Annotated in this window: 17 protein-coding genes and 1 pseudogene; 2 read left to right on the forward strand and 16 right to left on the reverse strand. The window is 35.7% G+C overall.

The features are described from left to right. The 12 genes and pseudogenes from GIY83_RS16615 to GIY83_RS16670 all read right to left on the reverse strand — a co-directional run. Positions 1–3725, reverse strand: a pseudogene (locus tag GIY83_RS16615) (hypothetical protein); the annotation flags it as partial. A gap of 494 nt (positions 3726–4219) precedes the next feature. Next, entirely contained in the window at positions 4220–5146 is a 927-nt protein-coding gene (queG, locus tag GIY83_RS16620; protein WP_194616068.1) for a tRNA epoxyqueuosine(34) reductase QueG, read from the reverse strand. Beyond that, entirely contained in the window at positions 5143–6489 is a 1347-nt protein-coding gene (locus tag GIY83_RS16625) for a cytochrome P450 (protein ID WP_208682556.1), read from the reverse strand. The genes queG and GIY83_RS16625 overlap by 4 nt, the downstream gene beginning before the upstream one ends. An 11-nt stretch (positions 6490–6500) precedes the next feature. Next, the gene (ruvB, locus tag GIY83_RS16630) at positions 6501–7523 is read right to left on the reverse strand and encodes a Holliday junction branch migration DNA helicase RuvB (protein WP_065447998.1); all 1023 of its coding nucleotides are present in this window, start codon (positions 7521–7523) and stop codon (positions 6501–6503) included. A 300-nt stretch (positions 7524–7823) separates the two neighbouring features. Further along, complete coding sequence (locus GIY83_RS16635) at positions 7824–9626, reverse strand: cbb3-type cytochrome c oxidase subunit I (RefSeq protein WP_065448000.1); 1803 nt, start codon at positions 9624–9626, stop codon at positions 7824–7826. Positions 9627–9657: 31 nt separating this feature from the next. Then, the gene (locus GIY83_RS16640; RefSeq protein WP_208682557.1) at positions 9658–10842 is read right to left on the reverse strand and encodes a cytochrome c oxidase subunit II; all 1185 of its coding nucleotides are present in this window, start codon (positions 10840–10842) and stop codon (positions 9658–9660) included. 19 nt (positions 10843–10861) lie between these two features. Continuing rightward, positions 10862–12256, reverse strand: coding sequence for a quinol:cytochrome C oxidoreductase (locus GIY83_RS16645; protein ID WP_194616065.1), 1395 nt, complete (start codon positions 12254–12256; stop codon positions 10862–10864). Positions 12257–12283: 27 nt separating this feature from the next. Beyond that, positions 12284–12829: a cytochrome c gene (locus GIY83_RS16650; protein ID WP_065448004.1), complete on the reverse strand. Its 546-nt coding sequence runs from the start codon at positions 12827–12829 to the stop codon at positions 12284–12286. Positions 12830–12837: 8 nt separating this feature from the next. Beyond that, on the reverse strand, positions 12838–13362 hold the full coding sequence (locus GIY83_RS16655) for a DUF3341 domain-containing protein (RefSeq protein ID WP_056245298.1): 525 nt from the start codon (positions 13360–13362) through the stop codon (positions 12838–12840). Beyond that, complete coding sequence (gene nrfD, locus GIY83_RS16660) at positions 13355–14755, reverse strand: NrfD/PsrC family molybdoenzyme membrane anchor subunit (protein WP_055096849.1); 1401 nt, start codon at positions 14753–14755, stop codon at positions 13355–13357. Before nrfD ends, GIY83_RS16655 begins: the two co-directional genes overlap by 8 nt. 34 nt (positions 14756–14789) lie before the next feature. After that, a complete protein-coding gene (locus GIY83_RS16665; protein WP_208682559.1) occupies positions 14790–17855 on the reverse strand; it encodes a TAT-variant-translocated molybdopterin oxidoreductase in 3066 nt (1021 codons plus the stop codon). A 32-nt stretch (positions 17856–17887) separates the two neighbouring features. Continuing rightward, positions 17888–19219, reverse strand: a complete 1332-nt coding sequence (locus GIY83_RS16670; protein WP_194616063.1) for a c-type cytochrome — start codon at positions 19217–19219, stop codon at positions 17888–17890. Between the two features lie 219 nt (positions 19220–19438). On the opposite strand from GIY83_RS16670, the gene GIY83_RS16675 reads away from it, so the two are divergent. Next, positions 19439–19828: an SPOR domain-containing protein gene (locus GIY83_RS16675; RefSeq protein ID WP_194616062.1), complete on the forward strand. Its 390-nt coding sequence runs from the start codon at positions 19439–19441 to the stop codon at positions 19826–19828. A gap of 287 nt (positions 19829–20115) precedes the next feature. On the opposite strand, the gene GIY83_RS16680 is transcribed toward GIY83_RS16675, so the two are convergent. The 4 genes from GIY83_RS16680 to rimP all read right to left on the reverse strand — a co-directional run bounded on the left by GIY83_RS16680 (position 20116) and on the right by rimP (position 25440). Further along, a complete protein-coding gene (locus GIY83_RS16680; protein WP_194616061.1) occupies positions 20116–20625 on the reverse strand; it encodes a DUF4920 domain-containing protein in 510 nt (169 codons plus the stop codon). A 155-nt stretch (positions 20626–20780) separates the two neighbouring features. Further along, positions 20781–23666: a translation initiation factor IF-2 gene (infB, locus tag GIY83_RS16685; RefSeq protein ID WP_194616060.1), complete on the reverse strand. Its 2886-nt coding sequence runs from the start codon at positions 23664–23666 to the stop codon at positions 20781–20783. A gap of 48 nt (positions 23667–23714) precedes the next feature. Then, positions 23715–24962 carry a transcription termination factor NusA gene (gene nusA / locus GIY83_RS16690; RefSeq protein ID WP_041516381.1) on the reverse strand — a complete coding sequence of 416 codons (1248 nt, stop codon included), beginning with the start codon at positions 24960–24962 and terminating at the stop codon, positions 23715–23717. A 13-nt stretch (positions 24963–24975) separates the two neighbouring features. Then, positions 24976–25440, reverse strand: coding sequence for a ribosome assembly cofactor RimP (rimP, locus tag GIY83_RS16695; RefSeq protein ID WP_194616059.1), 465 nt, complete (start codon positions 25438–25440; stop codon positions 24976–24978). Between the two features lie 175 nt (positions 25441–25615). Here rimP and GIY83_RS16700 point away from each other — a divergent pair, with 175 nt between their 5' ends. Further along, positions 25616–26440 (forward strand): universal stress protein, encoded by an 825-nt coding sequence (locus tag GIY83_RS16700; RefSeq protein ID WP_194616058.1) that lies wholly within the window; start codon positions 25616–25618, stop codon positions 26438–26440. The last annotated feature ends 4 nt before the right edge of the window (positions 26441–26444 follow it).

Genomic DNA, 26444 nt, shown 5'->3' on the forward strand with positions numbered 1-26444 from the left:
CCTGAAACATAATTATCAATTACGGAACTGGCATCAGCAGAACATGTAGCTGCTGTTGTAGTAATTGTTGGTGTAGAAGGCTTAGCAAGCATTACAGCATTGCTGAATGAAGCGCTTACAGATGAATTACAATTATTAGCATTTCTTGATATTACAGTATAACTCGTTCCAACTGTCATTCCACTGATAGCCCCTGTTGAAGATACAGTTGGACCAGAAGGGCTAAAAGTATAAGTTAATCCTGAAACATAATTATTAATTACGGAACTGGCATCAGCTGAACATGTAGCTGCTGTTGTAGTAATTGTTGGTGTAGAAGGAAGTGCATTTACTGTTATAGTTCCATCTATTGTAACAGCACTACAAGGCGATGTATGCCCAACCGTTGTTATCGTATATTTATAAGGACCACTTACTGTTGGGGTCCCTGAAATAGTTATTGTTTTTGCATCACTATCTACAGTACTTGTTACTCCAGTTGGTAAATTTGATGCAGTAGCATTAATCGCACTTCCTCCAAAAGTATAAACCGCAGTAGGAATTATTATTCCTGTACATACAGTTGGGTTTTGTGTACCACTAGTAAATGTAATAGTAGAAGCAGTATTTATAACCGCAGCAACTGCAATTCTTGATGCTGTAGTACAACCTTCAGCTGTAGTAGCACCTACATAATATGTCGTAGTTGTCGATAAAGATGGTGTGGTAAAAGCACCTCCTGATCCTAATGAAGCACCTCCTGTTGGATTAGCATACCAATTGATCGTAGCTCCTGTAGACGCTGTAGCGTTTAATGTTACTGTTCCTACATCACAACGAGCTCCTTCTGTTGTTGAGTTTATTGTTGGTGAAGCATTTACTGTTGCTTTAACAAGTGTTCTACTTACCGTTGTACATCCATTATCTGTTGCATCAACATAATAGTCAGTTGTTGTTGATAAACTTGGTGTAGTAAAACTTGAGCCTGTTCCTAATGATGGACCGCCCGTTGATGCTGCATACCAGTTAATTGTACCTGATGAAGCTGTAGCTCCCAAAGTAACGGTTCCTGCATCACATCTTGAATTTGGTGTTGTTGCTGTTATTGTTGGTTTCGGCTTAATAACAAAACTTGTAGCTGTTCTACAAGAACCGGAACATGAAGCATAATAAATTACAGTCTTTGCTGTATTTGTATCTGTTAAACCTGATCCAGCAACTACTACTGGATTAAAAGAAGATCCTGTAGCAATTGCTGTACCTTCAGAGGCAACTGTAAACCACTCTATAGTACCAGAAGAACAGGCAGAAGTAACTACTAATGCTGCGCCAGTAGTATCACCTTGACAAATTGAAACTCCTGTTGTAGTTGGTGCACCTGCAAGTGCATTAATAGTAATATCTGCAGTAGGTAGTGAAGTACACCCCTCTGAATTAGTTGTAGTAACTTTATATTTACCTGCTACTAATCCTGAAAAAATACCTGTTGTGCTATCTACTGGCGCCGTTACCGGATTTGTACCTGTTAGTGTATATTTTATTCCTGTGCCATTGGCAGGAGTATTTACTGTTATTGTTCCTGTTGGCGTAGCACAAGTTGGTTGTACTGGTGTAAAAGTCGGAACTGCTGGCAAAGCCAAAATCGTTATATCATCGACCGCTGTACCAGTACCTGTAAAGTTTACTCCAGGAACATCTGCTTGATTATTTCCCTCATATTTTTTATTTACGGTGCCATAAGCATTTACAGCTGCTGTTATTGTTCTAGTATTCGAAGCCGTACGTGTCGGATCAAGATATAATGCCTGTGCATTAGAACTATATACTCCGGCAGCCATAGATGATCCAACTTTTCCTACTAGTGTTATTGTAACTACACCATTCTGCGCAATATTAAATCCTCCAAATAAAGGATTATTAACTGAACTTGTATTCGTCAGAGCCCCAGAAGGTCCTGTTGTTCCAATTGAATAAGTAGCTGTTGCTGAGTCAAACTGAATGCCTGCTGGAAAGCTAAAATCTAAAAAGACACCTGCTGCATTTCCAGCTCCTGTATTTTTTATCTGAATTTCATAAGAAACTTTTTCTCCAATCGAATTACAAGCTTTTGCAGTAGACAACGATTTTACAGTAGTCTCAAGAACAGGAAAACAACTTGCATTTACCTGAAGATTAGGAGGTACGTCTGTACTTGAAAATTTTGTAATATAACCTGGTTCTCCATCTTTAGCTTCATTAGTAATACCAGCACCAGCATTAGATCTACCTGATGATCCAGCATTTACATTGGTTGTTAAGGTTACGTTGCTAGGAAGGTTATGACTTATAATTCCGCCACCTCCACCTCCACCTGGACCGTGAGAATTATTGTTATCATTCTCTGTATTTCCACCTCTTCCACCTTTTGCATTTATAGTTATATTAGCTGTAGCTGTACTACTACTTGAAATATTTAAAAGTACCGTTCCTCCTGCACCACCGCCACCAGCTCCATCCGGAGATCCAGAATACGATCCTGGCGCACCATCCCCACCGTTTGCATTTATTATTCCAATTCCTTGAACACTACCTGCATTTATAAGTATAATAGCTCCTCCAACTCCGCCTTTTACCCCAGAAGAGGCATTATTTGCATCACCGGCACCACCACCACCACCCATAACGAGTCTTGGAAAAAGTGATGTTGTAACATATGATTTATAACCTGGTCTTCCTCCACCTGTCAAATTAGCTGAGAGAAGATCACCGCCACCGCCTTGCCATCCTGCGCCACCTAAGCCTCCATTTCCTCCATTTCCACCGCCCCCCCCGCCGGTATTGTGGTCATTACCACCCCCTCCAGCATTAGCAGGCGCTCCTCTTCCAGAAGACCCCCCAGGCAATCCTTCATTACCAACTCCATTATCAACCTGATTAAAACCATCCCACATGAATCGAGGTGTCCCCGCCATACCTTCTCCTTTTCCGGAAATCCTACTGTCTGTTGACGGGCCTACGTAATAAGTAGAATTATTGACATCAGAATTAGCGATCGGACTATATCCACCTCTAAAACCTCTTGCTGTTCCATTGATCGTAAACGAATTAAAATTAAAAGTGCCCGAAACGTTAAAAGCAATAACACCCCCGGCAACACCATTAAAAGGAGGAGTGGTTATATCTGAATTTAGAGTCAAATTAGAATACTGAGGTACTCTAACTATTTGAAATGTTCTCTTTCCTCTAGATGTAATTGCTTTTGCATTATAAAAACTATTAACAACACCTCCATTTGAATTTGCACCTTTAAAAGTCAAATTACCTCCTGTCAGCGGAACATTATTTGTTGCAATAACATATTCAAAAATACCTGTATTACCAATATCGGTAAATCCCGTTCCTCCTTTACCATCAGTACCACTATTTGTAGTTCCTGAACCGTAACTGGTACTATTAGTGTAATTGATTGTAGCATCTTGCATCTGGATAATCAAAATTAAATCACCAGCTGAAATCGGAATAGTACCAAAATTATTTCCTTTGCCATCAGATCCTGGTGATGCAGCCAACGAAATTGCCTGAGCTCCAGAATTTAAAGTAATATCTCCATTGATAGGATAATAAGTATTTATAGAACTTTTTACCGTAACAGGACCATCAACACCCGGTGTTCCACAAACCTGTGCAAACGAAGATATAGATGATAATAATAAAACAAGAGAAATTAGTCTAAGAAGTTTAGACTGACTAAGAGTAAAGTTACGCATAGACAACTGTGAATTTAAGAATAGAAATATTGAAAGCAGAAGAACCAAATTCGGTTTTCAGCATTTGAAGCAGATACGATAAAATAAAGGAAATGGATTTTGAAAATCCTAGAAAAGTATTTTCAGGATATTCACAAAAATAAAGTAGTTTTTGCACCATAAATGTATGTCGTTCAAGACACAAAAAATGTCTTTAGGTTAAATTAGTAGTTTTGGAGGCGCGAAAGTATGCAAACACCTAATTACTAACTACTTTAGTCGACAAACTACACAGATAAACGTTGAATTACACTTTTTGTCGACAAAAATTAACCTTGAAGCGCGGAAAACTTAACTATTCGATAATAAAACAGGTGAAATTTCTTAATTTTTTGACGTATTGTCGGTTTTTAAAGAAATTCAAGATAAAAACGTAAAAATCTTACAAATTTTAGAAAAAACAAAAAATAATATTGCGCTTAAAAGAAAGAAAAATGCATATTCCTTTTCTAAAATCACTCTAAAAATCTTACATTTCGTTTCAAGCCATCAAACTTGGTTCTTTTGATTGGGGAGTTTTTGAAAACGGCACGAAAGGTCTCTTCCGTGATCTCAATCCAGTCTTTTTTGGAAAAAGAAAGTAGTTCCGGATTTGGATTAAATAAAGGTTCTGAATGAGGTTTTGAGAACCGATTCCAGGGGCAAACATCCTGGCAAGTATCACAACCAAACATCCATTCGTCAAATTTTCCTTTCATTTCATAAGGAATATTTTCTTTGAGTTCGATCGTGTAATAAGAGATGCATTTGCTTCCGTCAACTACATGAGGAGCAACGATGGCTTGTGTAGGACAAGCATCAATACAGGCAGTACAAGAACCGCAATGATCTGTAGTAGCATGATCATATTCTAAATCTAAATCGAGAATAAGTTCTGCAATAAAATAAAAAGAACCTACTTTTTGAGTCAGCAGATTACCACTTTTACCAATCCATCCCAAGCCACTTTTAGCCGCCCAGGCACGATCTAAAACAGGCGCCGAATCCACAAAAGCACGACCGGAAACATCACCTATATTTTCCTGAATAGAATGTAAAAATTCTTTTAGTTTTTCTTTGATTACAAAATGATAATCCTGACCATAAGCATACTTCGAGATTTTAAAACTATCCTGACTTTGGGTTTCTTCGGGATAATAATTTAGCAAAAGCGATACCACGCTTTTTGCATCATCTACTAACAAAGTTGGATCTAAACGCTTGTCAAAATAATTCTCCATATAGGACATTTGGCCATGATGATTATTATTGAGCCATTTTTCGAGACGTGGTGCTTCTTCTTCCAGAAATCCGGCTTTGGAAATTCCGCAAGAAAGAAAACCGAGGCGTTTTGCTTCTGATTTTATAAAATTCGAATATGTCTCTTTTGCATTAATGCTCATCTTTTCGAGAATGAAACTTCTACTCCAACTGGTTTTAATGTAATTAAAGGATTAAACTGAAGGGTATCTGTATTGGATTTAATCTCATATTTTTTTACAATTTGAGCAATAGTCAAACACATTTCATAAATAGCAAATCCCGCTCCGATACACATTCTGGGTCCGGCACCAAACGGGTAAAAATATTGCATGGAAAGTTTTTTCTGCTCTCCAAGAAATCGTTCCGGATCAAACTCTTCCGGATTTGTCCAGTATTTTGGATTTCGATGCAGTTCGTAGAAAGAAACTCCAATTAAAGTTTCTTTTTTTATATGATAACCGGCAAGTGTATCATCGGTAACATTTTGTCGATCGGTAATCCATGCAGGCGGATACAAACGCATTGATTCGTTTAAAACGGCATTAGTATACGTCATTTTCTGTAACTGCTCAACAAGATCATTTGTTTGAGATTCTATTTCGCTAATCTCATCAAAAACTTTTTGCTGTATGTCAGGATTTCTCGCTAAAAGATGCAGCGTAAAAGTCAAGGCATTTGCTGTGGTTTCATGTCCGGCAATAAACAAAACTTTAATTTCATCGACTAACTGACTCACGCTCATTCCTTCGCCTGTATCTTCATATCGGGTTTCAAGCAGCATATTGAGCAAGTCATTAATTTCTTCTTTCGAAGTCATTCTTTGCTCAATAATTTCCTTAATTATGCTATTATTTTCTTCAGCAAGTTCCAGATGTTTTTTTACTTGGCCGCTTAACGAAAACCACCATGCTTTATGCGGAAGTCTAATTTCTTTTATTAAAAAATTCTGGACTTCTTCGATAATAAATTTTATTCTATTTAATTTTTCTTCTGAAATTGAAAGCTGGAACAATGACTTCGCTACCACATTAAAAGCTAACTGACTCATTACAGGAAAAAGATCAATTGATTTGTCTTCCACTAAATCTTTTAATTCTGAAGCAATAGTCTGATTCATGTTTTCAACCAACTGATTCATCTTCTGCTTATGAAAAGCAGGTTGAATTAGCCTTCTTTGCTTCAGCCAAAAATCTCCATCAACAGTCAAAAGTCCCTTTCCTAAATACTTTGAAAGGTATACCGATTGAAATTTAGATTTATGATAATTCTTTTGATTCTTCTGTAAAATATATTCAGCAATCACATTATCTCTTGACAAGATGATATGTTTAGAAATACCAATTTTAAGAGAAAAGGAATCTCCAAACTGATCAAAATATCTTTTATGAAAAGGAATTGGATTTTTACGCACTCCTTCTACATCCAGAAAGAATCTCAATATCGAAAGCCTGTTCGGGTAATTATATTTTCTATTTTCAGACATTTTGATTATAATTAAAACAATCCGCCCTGAATGTTAGTGTTTAATTTCCCTAAATGCTTATAGGCTTTATCTGTTACTTCACGACCACGTGGTGTACGCATGATAAATCCTTCCTGAATCAGGAACGGTTCATAAACCTCTTCAATAGTTTCACTACTTTCAGATACGGCTGTTGCCAGAGTTGAAAGTCCAACAGGTCCACCTTTAAATTTATTAATGATGGTCAATAAGATCTTATTATCCATTTCATCCAATCCGTGAGCATCAACATTAAGCGCTTTCAAAGCATAACGTGCAATTTCAAGATCGATAGTTCCGTTTCCTTTTATTTGTGCAAAATCACGTACTCTACGCAACAATGCATTGGCTATACGAGGAGTTCCACGACTTCTACCGGCTATTTCTATAGCAGCATCTAAGGAGATTGGCATTCTAAGTATAGAAGAACTTCTTTCGACAATACTGGTCAAAAGTTCTGTAGTATAATATTGTAATCGTGATGAAATCCCGAAACGGGCACGCATTGGCGCAGTTAATAATCCTGAACGAGTTGTAGCACCAATTAAAGTAAAAGGATTCAAATTGATTTGTACCGTTCTGGCATTTGGGCCAGACTCGATCATAATATCAATTTTAAAATCTTCCATTGCCGAATATAAATATTCTTCGACAATTGGACTTAAACGATGAATTTCATCAATGAACAGAACATCTCTTTCATCAAGATTAGTCAAAAGACCTGCTAAATCACCAGGCTTATCTAAAACAGGACCTGAGGTAATTTTGATTCCTACTTCAAGTTCATTGGCCAAAATATTAGCCAAAGTAGTTTTACCTAATCCGGGAGGTCCATGAAAAAGTGTATGATCAAGTGCTTCACCACGTTGATTGGCTGCAGCAACAAAAACTTTTAAATTCTCTAAAACTTGATCTTGTCCGGCGAAATCATCAAATGACAGCGGACGTAATCTTTTTTCAAGATCTAATTCTTCTGGATTGTACCCATTTGTAGTGGGATCTAGGTTCTCATTCATTTTACAAAGATAGACAAAGTAATCAGTTTGTAAAATAGATTAACTCCCAAATAAAACCCTACCGTTATGGGATCAAATTCCAATATTTTAAATTCCAAATTCCAACATGATGACAAACACTTTTCCGTTAATATAGAGAAGAAAAACTTCAACATCATTCAATTAAAATCCCAAACTCTAATACAATGCTAAACACGTTTGGAATTTGGAATTTAAAATATTGGAATTTGGAATTTAAAATATTGGAATTTATAAAAATAAAAAAGACCATCTTTTCAGATGGTCTTTTTTTAAATATTTTTAGTGGTGTAAAACTTCTTCACCTTCTTTCATTGGTACATTTTGAGGAACAAAATCTACATCGTGATTTGGGTTACTGTAGTCATATGGCCAACGGTATACGTGAGGAATTTCACCTGGCCAGTTACCGTGAATATGTTCTACCGGAGTAGTCCACTCTAATGTTGTCGATTTCCATGGATTCTGAACTGCTTTCTTACCATAGAAAATACTACTAAAGAAGTTGTACAAGAATACTAATTGGAACGCACCTCCTACAAGAGCAAATGTCGTAATTAAAACATTCACATTTTGTAAATCATCAAATAATGGGAAGTTTGTGTTTGTATAATAACGTCTTGGTAAACCAGCTAATCCGATAAAGTGCATTGGAAAGAAAACTCCGTAAGCACAAACTGCTGTTACCCAAAAGTGAATATAACCTAAGTTTTTGTTTAACATTCTTCCGTACATTTTAGGGAACCAGTGGTAAATACCAGCAAACATTCCGTAAAGTGCAGAGATACCCATTACTAAGTGAAAGTGAGCAATTACAAAGTAAGTATCGTGAACGTTAATATCTAAGGTACTATCTCCTAAGATGATTCCGGTTAAACCTCCAGTGATGAAAGTAGAAACCATTCCGATAGAGAATAACATTGCAGGGTTGAATTGTAGGTTACCTTTCCATAAAGTTGTAATCCAGTTGAACGCTTTTACAGCAGATGGAATTGCAATCAATAAAGTAGTAAAGGTAAATACAGATCCTAAGAAAGGATTCATACCTGAAATAAACATGTGGTGACCCCAAACAATTGTAGATAAAAATGCAATTGCAAGAACTGACATAATCATCGCTCTGTATCCGAAGATTGGTTTACGAGAGTTCGTAGCCATAATTTCAGAAACAAGACCCATTGCTGGTAAGATTACGATATAAACCTCAGGGTGTCCTAAGAACCAGAATAAGTGTTCAAATAGTACTGGAGAACCTCCTTGGTAATGTAAAACTTCTCCTGCGATATAGATATCAGATAAGAAGAATGATGTACCAAAACTTCTGTCAAAAATCAATAATAAAGCTGCAGATAACAATACAGGGAAAGAAATAACACCAATAATAGCTGTTACGAAAAATGTCCAGATTGTAAGTGGAAGTCTAGTCATAGACATTCCTTTTGTTCTTAAGTTGATAACAGTTACAATGTAATTTAAAGATCCCATTAATGAAGATGCAATAAAGATAGCCATAGAAACTAACCATAAAGTCATACCTGTTCCAGAACCCGGAATCGCTTGTGGTAAAGCACTTAATGGAGGATAAATTGTCCAACCCGCAGAAGCTGGTCCAGCCTCAACAAATAAAGAAGATAACATAATTACAGCAGACAAGAAAAACAACCAGTATGAAATCATGTTCATGAATCCAGAGGCCATATCTCTTGCTCCAATTTGAAGTGGAATAAGTAAGTTACTAAAAGTACCACTTAAACCAGCCGTTAGTACAAAGAATACCATGATGGTACCGTGAATTGTAACTAAAGCCAAATAAATATCATTTGCCATCACACCATCAGGTGCAAATTTATCTCCTAATAAAACATTAAAGATTTTAAAAGACTCCTCTGGCCATGCTAATTGCATTCTAAAAAGCAAGGACATTGCAATACCAATAATACCCATGATAATACCGGTTATTAAGTATTGCTTAGCAATCATTTTATGATCAATACTAAAAATATATTTAGTAATGAACGTTTCTTTATGATGATGTTCGTGCTCGTGATCGTGTCCGTGATCGTGACCGTGCGCTTCTGCTGACATATATGTGTACTTTAAATTTTCTTAATAAATATTATTTCATAGCAACTTTAGCTATAGCTGCTTTAACAGTATCAATTACCGTTTTAACAGTATCTTTAGCGGTACTATCTGTAGTCGCTTTTGCTCCTTCAGCCGGTGCTTTAGCAGCTGCTGCCGCTTTAATATCCTGAGCTAAAGTAGTTTTTTCGCTTAACCATTTTTTATAATCTTCCGGAGTATCAACAACCACTTTCATTTGCATGTTGTAGTGAGAAGCTCCACAAATTTTATTACATAATAATAAATAATCAAATGTATAAGGATCTAAAGCTGTACCACCTTTAGCAACTAACTCAACGCTTTTTTCAGCTCTAAGTTTGTTGATGTTTGCAACTTTCTCCACCATAAAAGGCAACTCTCTGTATTCAGCAGTTGTATAAGTTGGAATAAAAGCAAACTCAGTAACCATTCCAGGAACACAGTTCATTTGCGCTCTAAAGTGAGGCATGTAAGCTGAGTGTAATACGTCTTGAGAACGCATTTTGAAATGTACTTTTTTACCTTTTGGAATATGCAATTCAGAAACTACAATATCATCAGCCGAGTTTTTATCAGACATATCAACACCTAAAGTATTGATACCTTCGATCAAACGAACGTTAGCTTTTCCTAAAACATTATCATTACCGGCATATCTTGCAGTCCATTTGAACTGTTGTGCATATAATTCGATTTCGATTACGTCCTCATCTTTGTCAACGAACATGATATTGTTCCAAGCATATAATCCGTAAAGAATTAAACAAGCCAAAACTACAGATGGAATAATACTCCAAATTGCCTCTAATTTATTACTATCAGCAAAGAATAATGCTTTTTTATCTTTGTGTCCTCTATTTTTAAAAGAAAACCAGTACAATAAACCTTGTGTAATAAATTGCACTACAAAAATTAAAACCCAGGTAATATTCATTAAGTTATCTACCAAAAGCCCATGCTCAGAAGCAGGAGTATGAAGTGCTAAATTACCCCATTTAAGTAAACCGTAAATTGTAAATATATATATGAAAGCCAAAAAGCCAAACATAACATATCCCTGAATATTATTATCATTATCTGATGCAACTTGAGAATCGTCCGAAGAAGATCCCACTTGAGTAAGATCAAATATCTTGGTCAATTGCCATAATGCAACTGCTAATAAAACTAAAACTATAATTACCAACAAACTTGTCATCTGTTTACTTCTTTAAATATTAATAATGAAAATGTTTACTTTCTTCAATGAAAGGATTTCTTTTTGCTAACAAAGGAGCTTTAGTTAATGCAGTAAACACTACAAAAATAAACAAACCTAAGAAGAAAAGTATAGATGCAATTTCAGAAACTCCAATAAACCATTTATCGCCAACTGTACCAGGCATAATCATATTAAAGAAATCTACATAGTGACCTAGTAAGATAACAACACCAGCCATTACAATTACCCAGCTAAGACGTTTAAAGTCTGTATTGATTAATATTAATAATGGGAACACAAAGTTCATAACTACAGCACCAAAGAATGGCAGATTGTATAATTGAATTCTTGTTACGAAATATGTTACCTCTTCAGGAATATTAGCATACCATATTAACATGAATTGAGAGAACCATAAATAAGTCCAGAAAACACTGATACCAAACATAAATTTTGCTAAATCGTGAATATGGCTTGTATTTACATATTCTAAATATCCTTTAGATTTTAAATATACAGTAACTAATGCGATTGCAGTAATACCACTTACAAAGAAAGATGCGAATACATACCATCCAAATAAAGTACTGAACCAGTGTGGATCGATTGACATAATCCAGTCCCAAGACATGATAGACTCAGAAACGATAAAGAATACTAAAAAACCAGCGGTTAACTTAAAGTTCTTTTTGTAGTATAGATCATCATTTGCTTCATCCTGAGCTAAACAATTTTTTCTAGATTGGTAACGGTACAAATTCCATCCTACTAAAAAGATAGCAGCTCTAATAATCCAGAAAGTAAAGTTTAAATAACCTGCTTTTCCTGCAATAATTTTATCATAGTTTGCACTTGTTGGATCCGTAACACCTTCACCTAACCATACAAATATGTGATTAAAGTGTAATCCACAAAGAATTAAAATAATAAAGAAAATAAGAGAACCTATTGGTAAATAAGCTGTTATTCCCTGCATAACTCTAAACAAAACCGGAGACCAACCTGCCTGAGCAACTTGTTGAATAGCATAAAATGCTAAAGTTCCCATAGAAAGAAGCAAGAAGAAAATACATGCAACATATAAAGCTGACCAAGGCTTATTTTGCAATTGGTGCAATACATGTGTTAAATGTTTTTCGTGCTCATCAGTAGCGTTAACCTTTGCATGCTCGCCACCTTTGTGCGAATCATGTGAAGCTTCAGCAGCTTCGTGATGTCCGGCTTCTTGATGTGAAGTTTCTGCTGTTGCTTCATGTGCAGCACCATGAGATCCATGTGCGTCTGCAGCTAGAATTTTCTCAACTTCTTGAATATCTTTAGGAGCAGTTAAAAAACCATATCCAATTCCTAATATACCAAGGGCCATTAGGATGATAGAAAAAGTTTTTAATTTACTTGAAAATGTATACATATCTATTACGATCAGTTTGTTCAACAATTATAATTGGCTTTTTAGTTTTAGAACATAGTCAGCAACTAACCAACGTTCGTGGGCACTTAATTGATTTGCATGTGAACCCATTGCATTTAAACCATAAGTTTCAACGTGAAAGATACTTCCTTCAGTGATTTCTCTGTCTTTATAGCTAGGTACTCCAAGAAATTTTTCTCTTTCAACCAATTTACCTTTACCGTTTCCAGTTGCACCATGACAACTGATACAGTAAATTTCGAAAAGTTCTTTTCCTTTTCCGGAATTTCTTTCGATAGAATCCAAAGGTGATTTTAAATTAGCTTTAGCCAATTCATAACCAGCAGTTGAATTTTCATATTCATAAGGCTCAAAACCTCTATTGATACTTCCTTCTGCAGGAAGTTGTCCTTCTTTTCCACCCTTAAATATTTTTGCCTCCGAATATGGCTCATATGCCAAAGATTCATACATATTAGGGAAATACTGATAGTTTGGTGCCGAAGTATTGTGGCATGATGAAACTAAAATAGTTATACCAACTAAAAGTGTTATTTTATATATCCTTTTCATAGCTACAATTAATTCTTTTCAATTACTTTAACTTCAACAGCTCCTGTACCTTCAAAGAAAGAAACTAGTTCTGCTTCGTTATCATTTACGGCAACTTCCATTAAAAAATGGTCATCTGTTGTTCTTACATCAGGATTCTCAGCTTGTTTGAATGGCCATAATCTACTTCTCATATAAAAAGTAATAACCATTAAGTGAGCAGCAAAAAATACTGTCATTTCAAACATAATCGGAACAAATGCTGGCATGTTCTGAATGAAGCTAAAACTTGGTTTACCTCCAATATCTTGTGGCCAGTCATGAATCATGATATAACTCATCATGGTTGTTGCAACAGAAATACCAACACATCCGTATAAGAAAGCACAAATTGCTAATCTTGTTGGTGCTAAACCCATAGCTTTATCCAATCCGTGAACTGGGAATGGAGTAAAAACCTCTTCAATATGATGATGAGCAGCTCTGGTTTTCTTTACTGCATCCATCAAAATATCATCGTCATTATAAATGGCGTATATTACTTTATTACTCATGATGTGTATCTTTATTTGCTCTTTCTCTAATGTAATTATCTCCTGTTCCTTTCAAAATTGTTTTAACCTCTGCCTGAGCAATTACAGGGAATGTTCTAGAGTATAATAAAAACAATACGAAGAAGAAACCAATCGTTCCGATGAAAATTCCAATATCAACAAATGTTGGTGAGAACATTGTCCAAGAAGATGGAAGGTAATCTCTATGTAAAGAAGTAACAATAATTACGAATCTTTCAAACCACATTCCGATGTTTACTACAATCGAAATAATAAATGAAAACATGATACTTGTTCTTAATTTCTTGAACCACATAAATTGTGGAGAGAAAACGTTACAAGTCATCATCGACCAATATGCCCACCAGTAAGGTCCGGTAGCTCTGTTCAAGAACGCATATTGCTCATATTCTACACCTGAATACCAAGCTACGAATAACTCAGTGATATATGCTACCCCTACGATAGAACCTGTAATCATAATTACAATGTTCATTAACTCGATATGTTGTAGTGTAATATACGCCTCAAGGTTAGAAACTTTTCTCATAACGATCAACAAGGTATTTACCATTGCAAATCCTGAGAATACCGCTCCCGCAACGAAGTACGGAGGGAAGATTGTTGTATGCCATCCCGGGATTACAGAAGTAGCAAAGTCCATCGATACAATCGTGTGTACAGAAAGTACAAGAGGAGTAGCCAAACCAGCTAATACTAAAGATACTTCTTCAAAACGCTGCCAGTCTTTAGCTCTACCACTCCATCCAAAACTTAGGATAGAATATACTCGTTTATTAAAAGGTGTTATTGCTCTATCACGTAGCATTGCAAAGTCAGGTAATAAACCAGTCCACCAGAAAACCAATGATACTGAAAGGTAGGTTGAAATCGCGAAAACGTCCCAAAGCAATGGTGAGTTAAAGTTTACCCATAATGATCCAAATTGATTTGGAATAGGTAAAACCCAGTATGCTAACCATGGACGTCCCATGTGAATAATTGGAAATAAACCTGCCTGAACTACCGAGAAGATAGTCATAGCTTCTGCAGAACGGTTAATTGCCATTCTCCAACGTTGACGGAAAAGTAATAATACCGCAGAAATTAATGTTCCGGCGTGACCAATACCAACCCACCAAACGAAGTTCGTGATATCCCAGGCCCAACCAACTGTTTTATTTAATCCCCATGTTCCAATACCGGTAGATACGGTGTAAATAATACAACCTAACCCCCAAAGGAAGGCTATTAATGCGATTGAAAATACAATCCACCAATGTTTGTTTGCTGGCCCTTCAACAGGGGCAGCTACATCTACAGTTACATCGTGATAAGATTTATCACCTATAACTAAAGGTTTTCTAATGGGTGCTTCGTAGTGAGACGACATAATCCTTTATATGTTTCTTAATTAATAATTTATTCTAAGTATTTCTAACTTTAACATGGTAAACCACATTAGGTTTTGTTCCAACATGCTCTAATAAGTGGTATGATCTATCATCAGCCGCCAATTTAGCAACTTTACTTTCAGCATCATTAACATCACCAAATATCATTGCTCCAGAAGAACAAGCATTTGAACAAGCTGTTTGGAATTCTCCATCAGCAACCGGACGACCTTCATTTTTTGCTTTCAATTTAGTCGCCTGTGTCATTTGAATACACATAGAACATTTTTCCATAACTCCACGAGAACGAACGTTTACGTCTGGGTTTAATACCATACGACCTAAATCATCATTCATGTGGTAATCGAATTCACTGTTTTTGTTGTACAAGAACCAGTTGAAACGACGTACTTTATACGGACAGTTGTTTGCACAATAACGAGTACCAACACATCTGTTGTATGCCATGTGGTTTTGACCTTCACGACCGTGAGATGTTGCAGCAACCGGACAAACTGTCTCACATGGTGCGTGATTACAGTGTTGACACATTACTGGTTGGAAAGAAACTTGTGGATTATCTCCAGGTTTTTCCATTTCGTTAAATGTAGACAATGAACTAGATAAACCAGCTATATTATCTTTTCTTTCGTTATCTCCTTCAAAAGTACTTTCAGAAGAGTAATATCTGTCAATACGCAACCAGTGCATATCACGACTTCTTCTTACCTCTGCTTTACCTACAACTGGCACGTTGTTTTCCGCGTGACAAGCAATAACACATGCTCCACAACCTGTACAAGCGTTTAAGTCAATAGAAAGGTTAAAGTGATGTCCTGTAGTACGATCAAATGATTCCCACAAATCAACAGTTGTAGCTTTTACTTCTTCGTGATCTAAAGATACCATTGGTTGTTCGTTCCAGTGTTCAGCATCTTTAGTATTAAAAATCTCAAGAGAAGTTTCTTTAATAATATCTCCTCTACCCATTAATGTTTTCTGTCCCTGAACACAAGCAAACTCATGAACACCATTTGCTTTCGCAATAGTAACAGATTGAACACTATTGAAGTTTTTATATAATGAGTAAGCATTTAAACCTACTACCATTTCTTCTTTTAAAGCAGCCTTACGACCGTAACCTAATGCTAAACCAACTGTACCAACAGCTTGTCCTGGCTGCACAATTACAGGAACGTTCTCTAATTTTAAACCATCAGCAGTAGTAATTGTAGCATAACTTCCGTTTAAACCTCCGTTTGCAACAATTTCATTTGATAAGTTATATTTTTTAGCATCAGCATTCGAAACTGTAACATAGTTATCCCAAGAAACTCTTGTGATTGGATCAGGAAACTCTTGCAACCAAGGATTGTTTGCTTGTTGACCGTCACCCATACCTGTTTTAGTATACAATACTAATTCGAAATCTCCAGCAGATTTTGATTTTGCAACAGCACTTGCAGCAGCAGCATAATCAACAGATCCAGCAGATAAAGCAGATGAACCAATAACAAAAACACCATCATGTAAAACTTTGTTCCAAGATGAACCTACGATAATTGAAGCTGAATTAGCTTTGATATAATCATAGAAATTTCCAGGAGTTCCGTTTAATGATAATAAAACGTCTTGAAATTGTTTTGTGTTAAAGATAGGACGAATAGTTGGCTGAGTCAAACTATAAGTTCCTTTTGTAATTACAACATCTCCCCAAGCCTCTAAATAATGAGGTGCCGGAGCAGCAATTGTAGTTATAGATGCAGTTTCATCTTCTTTTAAAGAAAACGCAACTGACGTTTTTACTTTTTTCAATCCAGATACAAAAGAAGCTGAATCAGCTAAAGTATAAACCGGATTAATTCCGCTCATGATTAAAGTATGAACACTTCCAGCATTCATATCTTTTACCAATTGAGTCACAACCGCATTAGATCCTTTTCTAATTTGTCTTGTACCTGCAGTATTAAAAGCTTCACTCGCCAATACCTGATTGATCGCTAAAACTAATAATTGAGCATTTTTATCTTCAAGACCTGAAACTAATACTCCTTTAGCACCAGCAAGTTTTAACTGTTGAGCAGCTTTAACTACTTCTGGTTTAAACTTAGCATCTAAAGAATTAGCTACAGAAGATCCTGTAATTATATTATAAATTTGAACTAAAGCTTGTTTTTGATCAGCACTACTCATAGGAATACGCTTATCAGCAGCAGCTCCAGACAATGTCATGTTTGATTCTAACTGAAAGTGACGAGACATTTTCTTAGATCCAGTAGGCCCGGCAGGAATTCTTCCCTGAGCATATCCTGAATCATATCCACCACCTTGCCAGTCTCCTAAGAAATCAGCACCAACAGAAACGATTAAAGAAGCTTTTGAAAAATCATAATCAACAAGCGCTCTTTCTCCGTAAACTGTTTCGAATGCATCCAACGCTTCTGATGAAGAAACTGCATCATAAACAACATGTTTTGCATTAGGATTTTTAGCAATGAATTCACCAATTAATTTTTCAGTAGATGGACTCGCCAAAGTATTTGTCAACAATACCACTTGTCCGCCTTTTGCTTTTGCTTCAGCAAGACTTGATTTTATTCTCAAATCAACAGCAGACCAGCTACCATTTTTTCCGTCCAATTTAGGCTCTTTCAAACGCATACTGTCATACAATGACAGGATAGACGCATGAATTCTAGCATTGGCTGAAAACTTAGATCCAGAAATAGTATTGTTATCAATTTTAATTGGACGACCCTCACGAGTTTTTACTAATAAGTTAGCAAAATCAAAACCATCAAAAACAGTAGTTGCATAATAATCTGCAACACCAGGAATGATTTGTTCTGGTTGTAAAACATATGGTATAGACTTGTGAACAGGACCTTCGCAGGCAGCAAGCGTAACCGCTGCAGTACTAAATCCTACGTACTTTAAAAAGTCACGACGTGAAGTTCCAGATGAAGCTAAAGCATCTGCATTTCCTAAGAATTCTTCAGTAGGAATTTCTTCAACAAATTCGTTATTTCTAAGCGCCTCAACAATAGAACTATTCTCTAGTTCTTCAACACTTTTCCAGTATTTTTTGTTTGATGACATTGTATATAAATATTAAAATCTTAATAATTCGATTAATAGTGGCATTTACCGCATTCTAAACCTCCCATTTGCGCTGCAGTCAATTTTTCTACACCGTATTTTTTAGAAAGTTCAGCATGAATTTTATCATAGTAAGCATTACCTTCCATCTTAACATCAGTTTTTCTATGGCAATCAATACACCATCCCATTGTTAATTTAGAATATTGCTTCATGATCTCAAATTCCTGCACTGGACCGTGACAAGTTTGACATTCAACTCCTGCAACATTAACGTGTTGTGAGTGGTTGAAGTAAACAAAATCAGGAAGATTATGAATACGAACCCATTTTACAGGCTGCGTTTTTCCAGTATACTCCTGTTTAGCTTTATCCCAGCCAACAGCATCGTATAATTTTTGGATTTGAGCATCGTAAAATGCTTTGCTGTACTCAGGAGTAGCAGTAGTTTCAGCAACTTCAGAAATATTTTTATGACAGTTCATACAAACATTCAAAGATGGAATACCAGCACTTTTACTCACACGAGCAGCAGAGTGACAATATTTACAATTGATTTCGTTATCACCAGCGTGAATTTTATGAGAATAGTGAATTGGCTGAATTGGCTCATAATTTTGATCAACACCTACTTGCATTAAGTACGCATACACAAAATAACCACTTGCCAAAAGCAAGAATATAGAAGTAACTAAAACCAGGAATTGGTTTTTAGCAAAAGCTTTCCAGATTGGAGTCCTAGCTTCTTTTGGAGCAACTACAATACCATTATTACTTGCTACTTTCGTTAACACTTTGTTCACCATGAACAACATAACTACCAAGATAGCCATTACAAGAGCAAGAGCTCCTAAAATAATGTTATTTGAAATTCCGCCACCTTCAACATTAGTTCCAGGAGGAGTAGCCGCACCAGGAGCACCTGCAGCAGGCTCAGCTTTCACTTCAGAAGTATAAGCAATAATGTTGTCAATATCACCTGTTGATAATTGAGGAAAAGAAGTCATTACTGACTTGTTGTGCTCTTCAAATAATTTAACAGCAACAGGATCCCCTGATTTAATCATTTCAGAGCTGTTATGCACCCACTTGTAAATCCATGCCATATCATGTTTGGCAGCAACCCCTCTTAGGGCCGGACCTGTTGACTTAGCATCTAATTTGTGACATGCAGCGCAATTTGCATTAAAAAGTTCTTTCCCTTTTACTGGATCACCACCTGCAGCAGCAGCCGGAGCAGCAGCTTCAGGCGCCGCCGGAGCAGCAGCTTCTTGAGCAAATGAAGTTAGGGAGAAAATTAACGTTAGCGATAAGCTAAGTAATAATTTTCTTGAGATCGAATTATGGTTACCCACCTTTTTCATATAGTATAATAATTATCTACTAATTTTTGGTATGATTTTTTCTATAACAAATCAACGAAAAACTAATACCTTCTTTTAAAACTTGCACAAAAATACGACTTATGAACTATTCTCAAAACCTTAAAATACTCTTAAATATCAATTTATATCAATTCTAAATAATATTAAAATTTTATATACAAACTTTAAATAGTAATTTCGCATAAAAACCATCACATTATGAGAATTTTAACCCCTTCAAAAAGAGTTTTCTTAACATTAACAATGATCACTTTAGCATATAATATTCATGCTCAAGACCAAAATTTAATAGTAAATCAAGATCCTAAATTTGAGCAATTATTGAGTGATAAAAGAAAAATTAACACGTCAATAAATACAAATGACACTTACAAAATTCAAATCTTTAGCGGCAAAAGCGAAGAAGCAAAGAAAACGTTATCGGATTTTAAAAGAGAATTTAACACTATAGACGGAACAATAATTTTCAATACACCAAATTATAAGGTAATGGTAGGGAATTTTAAAACGCGAATAGAAGCAGAACGCAATTTGGCAGAGATCAAAAAAAGATATAAAAGCGTTTTTTTAATCAAACCTGGCAAGTAAAAAGCAATTATCAAACACACAAAAAGCGAGATTTTATCTCGCTTTTTTATTTGCCTAATGGCAAACAAACACACCTTTTTATCAGAAAAAAACTGAAGCAAATATTCTACATACACTGTATAGATAAAATTAACTCAAATATTCCCCACACGAGTTAAAACACCCCAGGTAACCTTGCTGTGATATCTAGTAAATTCACGTTCAAAAATTAAAAAAAAAGCTCTCTAAACCCAAGTTTTACCAATAAAAAAAGCTCCAATTTTCATTGAAGCTTTAAATATAACTGACTAGTTCACCACTTTTATTCCATTTGCCAAGAATCTTATTTCTTCTTTCGGAACCGTAATGGCATCTATCTCTGATTTCGCTTTTTTAGCATCTTTAGCATAATGCTTAAGCTCCTCTACAGACGTTATTTCTTTCTCGGCATTACCTTCTAAGACAACATTTTTTCCTTTTAATGCAGTAGGCACAAAAAAGGCGTAATCTTTCATTTTTACAAAAAAGGAAGTCCCATCCTCTGTTTTAAGAGTCACCCAACATCCTTTTTTCGGGCAAACATCGGTCACCATTCCTTTTACAGTAACATTTTCCGCCTTTTTCTCTTGCTGTAATTTACCTTCTAATTCCTTAACTGAAATCGCCTTTACTTCAGCTATTTTAGACACATCAGCGCCATAATAATCCCCAACTACAGCATTACCTGATGGCGGTCCTTTTTTCTCTACAGCTTCCTGAGAAAAAGACTGACTCGAAATACTTATAAAAATAACAACAGTGTACAATAATCGTTTCATATAAAAATAGTTTTATCAAAAATAACATTAAAATTTGAAACAATTCAAACACTTCTTTTTAATTATAAATTAACCCGGAATATCATTTCACAAAAAAAACAACCACAAAAAAAGTCCCAATTTTCATTGGGACTTTAAAATATAATTATTGAATATTATTTCAATTTCTTTTTGATTGCAACTTCATGGTATGCTTCAATAACATCTCTTTCTTCGATATCATTATAACCTTTGATCTGAATACCACAATCGTATCCTTTAGAAACTTCTTTAACATCATCTTTGAAACGTTTCAATGCAACAAGCTCTCCTGTATGCACCACTACTCCTTCTCTGATAACTCTAATTTTAGAACTTCTCATGATTTTACCATCCATCACCATACAACCAGCGATTGAACCTACTTTAGAAATTTTGAAGATCTCACGGATCTCAGCAGTTCCTAAAATCTCTTCTTTCATCTCTGGAGCTAACATTCCTTCCATCGCATCCTTCAAGTCATCGATAGCAGCGTAGATAATAGAGTAGTAACGGATATCGATTTCTTCTTTATCTGCAAGTTGTCTGGCATTTCCAGCAGGACGAACGTTAAATCCGATAATGATCGCATCAGAAGCAGAAGCCAACATAACGTCAGTTTCAGTAATTGCTCCAACACCTTTATGGATAATATTAATTTGAACTTCTTCTGTAGAAAGTTTAGAGAACGAATCTGATAATGCTTCAACAGATCCATCAACGTCTCCTTTAAGGATCACGTTTAATTCTTTAAACTGACCAAGTGCAATACGACGACCAATTTCATCAAGTGTAATATGACGTTGTGTACGTACAGATTGTTCACGCATTAATTGAGAACGTTTCGATGCAATTTGTTTTGCTTCTTTTTCATCTTCAAATACATTGAACTTATCACCTGCAGTTGCAGCACCATCTAAACCTAACACTGATACCGGAGTCGAAGGACCTGCTTCAAGAACAGTATGCCCTCTTTCATCATGCATAGCTTTAATCTTACCATGATGTTTACCCGCCAACATATAATCTCCAATTTTCAATGTTCCTTGTTGAACTAAAATTGTAGAAACATATCCTTTTCCTTTATCAAGGAAAGCCTCAACTACAGTTCCCTGAGCCGCTTTATTTGGATTTGCTTTTAAGTCTAAGATTTCAGCTTCTAATAAAACTTTTTCTAATAACTCTTTTACTCCTGTTCCTACTTTTGCAGAAATATCATGTGACTGAATTTTTCCACCCCAATCTTCAACAAGTAAATTCATACTAGCCAAACGCTCTTTAATTTTTTCAACATTAGCATTTGGTTTATCAATTTTATTGATAGCAAATATAATTGGTACTCCCGCAGCTTGTGCGTGAGAAATTGCTTCTTTTGTTTGTGGCATGATATCATCATCCGCAGCAACAACGATAATAGCAATATCGGTAACCTGAGCTCCACGTGCACGCATCGCGGTAAACGCCTCGTGACCCGGTGTATCTAAGAATGCGATTTTTTGACCATTGTCTAAAGTTACTCCATAAGCTCCAATGTGCTGTGTAATACCTCCAGACTCACCTGCGATAACATTTTCTTTACGGATATAATCCAGTAAAGATGTTTTACCGTGATCGACGTGACCCATTACAGTAACAATCGGTGCTCTAACTACTAAATCTTCTTCTTTATCTTCGATTACTTCAATAGCATCTTCGATATCAACTGTAATAAACTCAACTTCGTAACCAAATTCATCTGCTACAATAGTTAATGTTTCAGCATCTAAACGTTGGTTCATGGTAACCATGATTCCAAGAGACATACAAGTTCCAATTACTTTAGTAATCGGCACATCCATCATGATCGCAATTTCACCTACAGTAACAAACTCAGTAACTTTAATAGTTTTACTTCCTTCGTCAATTGCTCTTTGCTCTTCATCAGATTTCTGACGGTGCGTATCTCTTTTATCTCTTCTGTATTTAGCAGCTTTTGATTTTCCACCTTTACCCTGAAGCTTTTCAAGAGTCTCTCTAATTTGGTTTTTTACTTCCTCTTCAGTAGGCTCAACTTTAGCAACAATTGCAGGACGGTTTCCTTTTACAAAACCTGGTCTTGCACTTCTGTTTGCATTAAAACCTCCACCACCAGTATTTGGTGTAATTTTATTAGGATTTGGAGTTCCCGGCGCATGACCTGTAGCAGGTTTTGGCGCACCCGGAGTTCCCGGTTTAGGAGCAATTCTTTTACGCTTATTTTTATTAGCGTTATTTCCGGCTCCCGGAGCTCCTGGTTTATTAGGAGTTATCTTTGGATCTTCTTTCTTTTTCTTAGGCTTATTAAATTGAGATAAATCAATTGTCTGACCTGTAAGAGTAGTTCCAGATAATTTTTGATATTGTGTAGTGATAGTTTCCTCCGCAGTTGCAGGGTCAGTTGAAACAACTGGTTCCTGAGCTACTTTTGAAGTTTCTGCTTTCACTTCTTTAACTTCTTTTTTCTCTGTAATAATAGGCTTTTCTACCTTTTTCTCTTCAGAAACAACAGGAACCACTGGCTCAGGCTGTACAATTTCTTTCTGAACAGGTTTTTCTGGTTGAGTTGGAGCAACAACAACTTTTGGTTCTTCTACCTTAACTGGTTCTTCAGCAGGAGGAGAAACAACAGTAGGTTTCTTCGGATTTAAATCAATTTTACCAACCTGCACAGGTCCGGTTACAACAGCTCTCGCTTTTATAATCTCTTGTTGCTTTTGGCGTTCCTCGTCTTGTCTGCGTTTGTCTTCAATTTCCTTTTCACGTTCTACACGCAAAGCTTCTTTTTCTTTTCTTTTCTCTTCACCAACTTCTTTAGAAGCTTCTTTATTCCCCTTATCGCCCGCAAATTGGCTTTGTAGGATATTAAATTCGCTATCAGAAATTTTCGCATTTGGATTTGCATCAATAGCAATCCCCTTATCTTTTAGATAATCAACAGCTCTTTCTAACGAAATATTTAATTCCCTTAAAACCTTGTTTATTCTTATTACTCTCTCTTCAGACATATAACCTTTTTATTATTACCTTTTTCGTTGTGTTGTTAGAGCAGATAACTAGCTATCAAACTCTTCTTTTAGTATTTTCATAACATCAAGAATCGTTTCCTCTTCTAAATCTGTTCTTCTTACTAAATCTTCTACTTCTTGCTTCAAGATACTTCTAGCTGTATCTAAACCAATTTTTGCAAATTCTTCGATAACCCAGCCTTCAATTTCATCTGAAAACTCAGTTAATTCAACGTCATCATCTTCGCCACTAGCAACATCACCTTCTCTGATAACATCTAGCTCGTAGCCAGTTAGCTGACCCGCTAATTTTATATTATGACCACCTCTACCAATTGCTTTAGAAACTTCTTCTAATTTCAAGAAAACTTCAGCTCTTTTATTTTCTTCATCAATTTTGATTGAAGAAACTTTTGCAGGGCTTAATGCTCTTGTAATAAACAATTGAATATTACTTGTATAGTTGATTACGTCGATATTTTCGTTTCCTAACTCACGAACAATTCCGTGAATACGAGATCCTTTCATACCCACACAAGCTCCAACAGGATCAATTCTATCATCATAAGAATCTACCGCTACTTTTGCCTTTTCACCTGGAATACGCACTACATTTTTAACGGTAATCAAACCGTCAAATACTTCAGGAATTTCTTGTTCAAATAATTTCTCCAAAAACTTCTCAGAAGTTCTCGACATGATAATTTGAGGTTTATTTCCTTTTAATTCAACGCTTTCAATGATTCCACGAACGTTATCTCCTTTACGAAAAAAGTCAGATGGAATTTGTTTTTCTTTTGGAAGCACAATTTCATTTCCTTCATCATCGACCAAAATTACAACTCTTGGGCGAACATGGTGCACTTCGGCAGTATAAATATCACCAATAATATCTTTAAATTGTTTATAAAGATTAGTATTATCGTGTTCGTGAATTTTAGATATAAGATTTTGGCGTAAAGCTAAAATAGCTCTTCTTCCTAAATCAATCAATTTAACCTCTTCAGAAACTTCTTCTCCAATTTCAAAATCCGCTTCGATCATTCTTGCTTCAGTCAAAGTAATTTCTTCGTTCTCAAAATCAAGATCTTCGTCAGCAACAATTACTCTTCGTCTCCATATCTCCATATCTCCTTTATCAGGATTTATGATAATATCGAAGTTATCATCAGAACCGTATTTTTTCTTTAATGCATTTCTAAACACGTCCTCTAAAATTGCCATAAGCGTTACACGATCAATAAGTTTATTATCTTTAAACTCTGAGAATGAATCGATTAATGCTAAATTTTCCATGCGAATTCTTTAATTAAAATGTTACTGTAACAATTGCCTCTTTAATTTCTGTATAAGGTATTTGTTGCTCTTTTTGAACTGTTTCTTTTCCTTTTCCTACTTTTTTCGGTTCTCTTGCCTTCCAAGACAAAATTATAAAAACATCGTTAGCTTCTACTAATTCTGCTTCAATTTTTTCATTATTTGTAGTAACAATCAATGTTCTACCAATATTTTTCATGTATTGTCTTGTCATTTTCAATGGCGATCCTACTCCAACCGATGCTACTTCAAGCGAAAAATCCTGTTCTTCACGATCCAGATTATTCTCGATTGCACGACTAATGTCAATACAATCCTGCAACGCCACTCCATTATCCCCGTCTAAACCTACACTAATCTTGAAAGAGTCTGAGATAGCCAGATCAATCAAAAAGATTGAGGGCTTTTCTAAAAGAGCCTCTGCTATTAATCCGTTTACTTTTTCTTTAAATGTCATAATTTTATAAAAAGAGGGGACACTTAGTCCCCTCATTATTTAGATTTTAATAAATAACGGTGCAAATATAGTGTTTTTTTTATAAATCAAAATAAATAGATTGCTCTAAAAATATTTCTTATCTTTATTATAGCATTAAAACAACAGAATTTCACATTACTTAACCCAAAAAACTATGAAACGAATTCTAGTACCTACCGACTTCTCTGAACATGCAGAAAATGCCTTAAAAGTCGCTGCACAAATTGCCAAAAAAAACAATTCTGAAATTATCGTTTTACACATGCTTGAACTGCCAAGCCAAATGAACGATGCTGTATTAGGAGGAGCAAGTATTCCTGAAACGATGCTTTTTATGAAAAAAGCCAACGAAATGCTTGACGAAGTCTCATCAAGACCGTATTTAGACGGCATTTCGATCACCGAAATTGTAAAAATGGACAAACCCATCCATGGTATCTCACAAGTCAGCAAAGATTATGACATAGATTTAATTGTTATGGGATCGCACGGCTCATCTGGAATTGAAGAATTACTAATTGGTTCTAACACCGAAAAAGTAGTTCGTAACTCAGAAATCCCGGTTTTAGTGATCAAAAAAGACATCACAAATTTTAATGCATCAAATATTGTTTTCGCGTCAGATTTTTCTCATGAAATCAAAAAACCCTTTGAAAAATTCGTAAACCTGAGCAAACTTTTTGAAGCAAAAATACATCTGGTTACAATTTGCACACCCAACAGTTTTAAACCAACTCATGCAGCAGAAAAAGCCATGACTGATTTTACATCCGAATATAACCTAACCAATTATCAAACACATATTTACAACGACACCAATATCGAAAAAGGAATCATTAATTTCTCCAACAGCATAAACGCAGATATTATTGGAATGTGCACCCACGGAAGAACCGGTTTCGCTCACTTTTTTAACGGAAGCATCAGCGAAGGCTTAGTAAATCACGCCGTAAGACCCGTAATAACATTTAAAATTTAAAAAT

Origin of the sequence: Flavobacterium sp. SLB02, assembly GCF_009664855.1 — a bacterium.
In the GTDB taxonomy this organism is placed as follows: domain Bacteria; phylum Bacteroidota; class Bacteroidia; order Flavobacteriales; family Flavobacteriaceae; genus Flavobacterium.